Here is a 4115-nt window from a genome sequence, read left to right on the forward strand (position 1 = left end):
AAAGGAGCCCGGCGCGCGGTGGACAAATTTGTGCGAGTGCCACGAGCTTTATTGCGCAGGGCATCTGATTGAAGCGGCAGTTGCGTATTACCGGGCGACGGGCAAAAGCAAACTGCTGGATGTGGCGTGCAAATTTGCCGACCATATCGACAGCGTGTTCGGACCGGAGCCGGAAAAACTGAAAGGCTATGACGGGCACCAAGAGATCGAGCTTGCTTTGGTGAAATTGTATCATGTGACGAATAACGCCAAATATTTGCGGCTAAGCCGCTTTTTCCTGGACGAACGGGGACAAACGCCGCACTTTTTTTTGGAAGAATGGAAGAAGCGGGGCAGGACTGTGCATTTTCCCGATTTGACGATGATTCACGACCATGCGTACAACCAATCGCACCTGCCCGTACGACAGCAGGAGCAAGCGGTCGGGCATGCCGTGCGGCTTGTGTATATGGGTGCGGGCATGGCTGATGTGGCGGCTGAAACCGGAGATGCCGCCCTGTTGGAAGCCAGCAGAAAATTGTGGCGGAATATCGTCAGCCGCCGGATGTACATCACCGGCGGAATCGGTTCGCAATCATACGGCGAGTCGTTCACGTTCGACTACGATTTGCCGAATGATACGGCGTATTCGGAGTCGTGCGCGGCGATCGGACTGATTTTCTTTGCCCAGCGCATGTTATGCATCGAGCCGAAAAGCGAATATGCCGATGTAATGGAACGGGCGCTTTACAATACGGTATTGAGCGGAATATCGCTGGACGGGAAGCGCTTCTTCTATGTGAACCCCCTTGAGGTTTACCCAAACGCCATCGGAAAAAACGCCATCTACAACCATGTCAAGCCGGAGCGGCAAGGCTGGTTCGGTTGCGCTTGCTGTCCTCCCAATATTGTGCGGCTGCTCGCATCGCTGGGGCAATACGTATATTCGACAAAAGGCGATACGATATACTGCCATCTTTATATTGGCGGCCAAACGGAATGGAATTTTGGCAACGCGACGATTCGCTTGCGGCAAAATTCCGATTATACGTGGAACGGCAAAAGCCGGTTTGTTTTCACGATGGATCGCCCTGCCGACTATACGCTGGCCTTGCGGATTCCGGATTGGACGAATCAGGCGGAAATTTGGGTTAACGGCGCGCCTTACGAATTGTCCGCCAAAAACTTGGCGGACGGGTATGCGCTGGTAAAACGGACGTGGCAGCCGGGAGATACGGTTGACGTCGCATTCTCCATGCCGGTGCTGCGGATGAAAGGGCACCCGCATATTCGCCAGACGGCGGGAAAAACCGCGCTGCAACGCGGACCGTTCGTGTATTGCATGGAAGAAGCGGATAACGGCGAAAACCTGCATCGCATCATATTGCCGCCCGACGGTGAAGTGCGCGCCGCTTTTGACAAGGAACTGCTTGGCGGAGTGCAAGTGCTGACAGCGCAGGGGAAACGCTTCGAAGCGGACGGACAGTGGCGGGAAAAGCTGTACCGCAGCGATGCGGCGGAGAAAACGGTGCCGGTTAAGATCAAGCTAATCCCCTACTTCGCCTGGGCAAACCGCGGAGTTGGGGAAATGAGGGTATGGATTTCATAAATTGGCGATTGTTGCGCCCTTTACTTTGAAGCGAAATATGACTGCATTGTAACGGGCGCTTCAATATATTACAACAGAAACAGGCCCATAGGAGGTGAAAATGGCCGCGACGCAATTGCGAATCGGAGGAGGTAGAGAGACTGCTGCAATCTGCGGAATTTCCGTAAGCCCATTTTAAAGGAGGAATTTAGGATGATGGAAAAGCTGGACAATTTCCCGGCATCATGGGAATTAAGTCTGCGAAGAATCTTGATCGCAGCGTGTTTTTTTACACTGATAGCAATCTGCTTTCTGCTCATGCCAAGCAATGTGTTCGCCTACTCGATGTCGGACGCGAATTTTAGCGTCACCACGGGCGCTAACGGCGAAATCAACTCCTTGCGCATAAGCGGCGATACGTTCCCCACCAATTATGTCATGAATCCAACGAACGCGCCGAAGCAAAACACTTCAGACCACCAGTGGCTCGGCGAGCTGATGTTTACCTACCGGTTGAACAACGGCGCCTGGACGAAAGCATGGACCAACAAATCAGGCGATGTCCGCGTGCAAAGCCAATCCGGCAATACGGTCAATATCACCTATCAAAATTCCGGCAACGCGGAGGGCATCCGCAATTTCCGGGTGGACGAGTCCTATTCGTTGGCGAACGGCTCCCTGCGGTGGCAGATTAAGGTCACAAATACGAGCAGCCAAACGTTGGAGATCGGGGACTTTGGCCTTCCGCTTCCGTTCAACGAATATTGGACGGGCGGCAACAACGAGGAAATTTACGAAACGAGAGTTGTGACGCACTCGTTTATCGGCAACAACAGCTCTTACATTACAGTGATGAGGCCCAGCGGCATCGGCCCGTTTCTGTTGATGGTTCCGGATGCAAGCACAGGAGCCGGATTCGAGTATATGGACAACTGGCGGATTCAGGACCATCCCGGCAGCATGTGGGCGGCCGATCAGGGTGGCTGGATTGAAGGTTTGAGCGTTTATTACATTCATTCCAATGTCATCAAGAGCACCAACCGTGGCTACTTGCCGAATACCAGCCTCATTTTGGCGCCGGGCGCGAGCAAAACGTACGCGTTCAAATTTTTCAAAGTGGCGAACGATCAGGAAGTAAAAGATCGGTTGTACAGCGAAGGTCTGGTCGATGTTACGGTTGTGCCCGGCATGATCGTTCCGACCGACCAAATTGCCAAATTCGATCTGCATACCATAAAGACAATTACTTCCGTCGCCGCCCAATATCCCGGGGAGACGACCATCACCCCGCTCGGAGTTACGGGAACGAACCACAAAATCTATCAATTGACGATGAATCATCTCGGTCAGAACAACATTACCGTCTATTATGGCGACGGCGAGAAAACGGTGCTGCAATTTTACGCGATCGAGTCTATCGACGCGGCGTTGCAGCGGCATGCCACCTTCATGGTGCAAAAGCAGCAATGGAATGTGCCCGGCGATATTCGGGATAAAGTGTTTGACGACTGGATGATGCAAAATAATGCGAAGCGCAATGCGTTTTACGGATATTGGGGTTGGGGCGACGATTGGGGGTATACGCACGGCGAGTTTTTGGCCGAGAAAAATGTGCTCACTCCGGTCGCAGCGGAAATTACCGCCGTTGATCAATATCTGGAGACGGCGATCTGGGCCAATTTGATGAAAAACAACCACTCCGATTATCTGATTCACGATTTTCTGATGGCAGAACCGAACACCACGCCAACCTACCGGGGATATGCTTATCCGCACATTTACAATACGTATTTCAGCATGTATAAAATCGCCAAGCTTTATCCCAACCTGGTCTCATATATTCACCCGAAGAACACCTATTTGCTGCGGGCCTATAACATCTTTAAAGCGTTGTACGACGGTCAGGTCGCATACAACTGGAATACCGGGCTTATGGGCGAAATGACGACGCCCGAACTCATCAAAGCGCTGCAGGATGAAGGATTTACTTCGCAAGCGAATGATGTCATCGCCAAAATGGCAAGAAAATACAACAATTTTGCCGGCATGACCTATCCGTACGGATCGGAGTACAACTATGACAATACGGGCGAAGAGGCGGTTTACACGCTTGCCAAAATGAACAACAACACGGCGATCAAAAGCAAGATCAATCTTAAAACGCGCGCTGCGCGCGGGCAAATGCCGGTTTGGTACTTTTACGCCGATCCCGTTACGATAAACGGCGAACCATGGTGGCAATTCCAATATACGACCTCGCTGGCCGGGTACGCGATGGATGATTGGGTGCGGAACCATTCGGCAAATCCGGAGGTCGAGCAGCGGTTGTCTTACGCGGCAAAAATCGCGAACGTAGGCGCAATCAATTCCGGACAGATCAGTTCCGATGCGGCTGATATCGGCGCGGCTTCCTGGACGTACCAGGCGATGAAGGGCAATTACGGCGCCCTGGGTTTGGACGGCGGACCGCTTTTTAATGGCTGGAGAGGGATGACAGGGGAAGCGGATCTCGGTTTGTTCGGGGCGATCAAGATTCTGAGCGCCGACG

At 52.6% G+C, this 4115-nt stretch carries 2 protein-coding genes; both read left to right on the top strand.

All coding sequences use genetic code 11. From position 1 onward, the window contains the following. A partial coding sequence (locus VF260_10745; protein HEX7057654.1) for a beta-L-arabinofuranosidase domain-containing protein occupies positions 1 to 1588 on the top strand: 1588 nt, incomplete at its 5' end. A 297-nt stretch (positions 1589 to 1885) separates the two neighbouring features. Further along, a partial coding sequence (locus tag VF260_10750; protein HEX7057655.1) for a DUF5695 domain-containing protein occupies positions 1886 to 4115 on the top strand: 2230 nt, incomplete at its 3' end.

The organism is Bacilli bacterium, assembly GCA_036381315.1.
Classification (GTDB): Bacteria; Bacillota; Bacilli; order Paenibacillales; family KCTC-25726; genus DASVDB01.